Annotated in this window: 1 protein-coding gene; it reads left to right on the forward strand. The window is 60.8% G+C overall.

All coding sequences use genetic code 11. From position 1 onward, the window contains the following. Window positions 1-819, forward strand: an 819-nt coding sequence (locus tag CH294_RS27130) for a phosphopantetheine-binding protein (protein ID WP_141215490.1), incomplete at both ends; no start/stop codon positions are given.

The raw sequence follows: 819 nt of genomic DNA on the forward strand, positions 1-819 counted from the left end.
TACGCCTCTATGAGTGCGCCCATGAAGCCTGGTCATGGAGCTCCTATCGGTACGCCGGTGCCGGGTGATGCGTTGTTTGTGTTGGATTCCGGTTTGCGGCGGGTTCCGATCGGTGTGGTTGGTGAGTTGTATGTCGCGGGGCGGGGTGTGGCACGCGGTTATGTGCGACGGCCGGGCTTGACGGCATCGCGATTCGTCGCGTGTCCGCTCGGCCCTTTGGGTTCGCGGATGTATCGCACCGGCGATCTGGTTCGTTGGAATCACGACGGCGAGCTGGAGTATGTGGGTCGCTCTGACGATCAGGTGAAGATTCGTGGTTACCGCATCGAAATCGGTGAAGTGGAAGCAACACTCGCTGCCTTGACCGGAGTGGAGCGTGCGGCAGTGGTGGCCCGTGATACCGATACCGGCAAGCAGTTGATTGGCTACGTCGTACCTACCGAGGTGTCTGCGGGAATCGATGGTGGGGCGCTGCGCGAACGAGTTGCCGCGCGATTGCCTGCGTACATGGTTCCGGCCGTGGTGATGGTCATCGACGAGTTGCCGTTAACTGTCAACGGCAAGCTGGACAAATGGGCGTTGCCCGAGCCGCAATTCGCCAGCGGCGTTCACAGAGCGCCGTCATCTCCGGTTGAAGAAATTATCTCCGGCATTTTCACGAAGGTTCTCGACCTGCCGCGAGTCAGCGTGGACGACTCCTTCTTCGACCTGGGCGGCAACTCGCTCTCTGCGATGCGTGTCGTAGCCGCCGTGCAGGAAACCTTCGACTGTGAAATCAGCGTCCGTGCACTCATGGAAGCCCCCACCGTAGCGGGCCTG

Source organism: Rhodococcus sp. 14-2483-1-1, from assembly GCF_002259335.1.
Classification (GTDB): domain Bacteria; phylum Actinomycetota; class Actinomycetes; order Mycobacteriales; family Mycobacteriaceae; genus Rhodococcoides.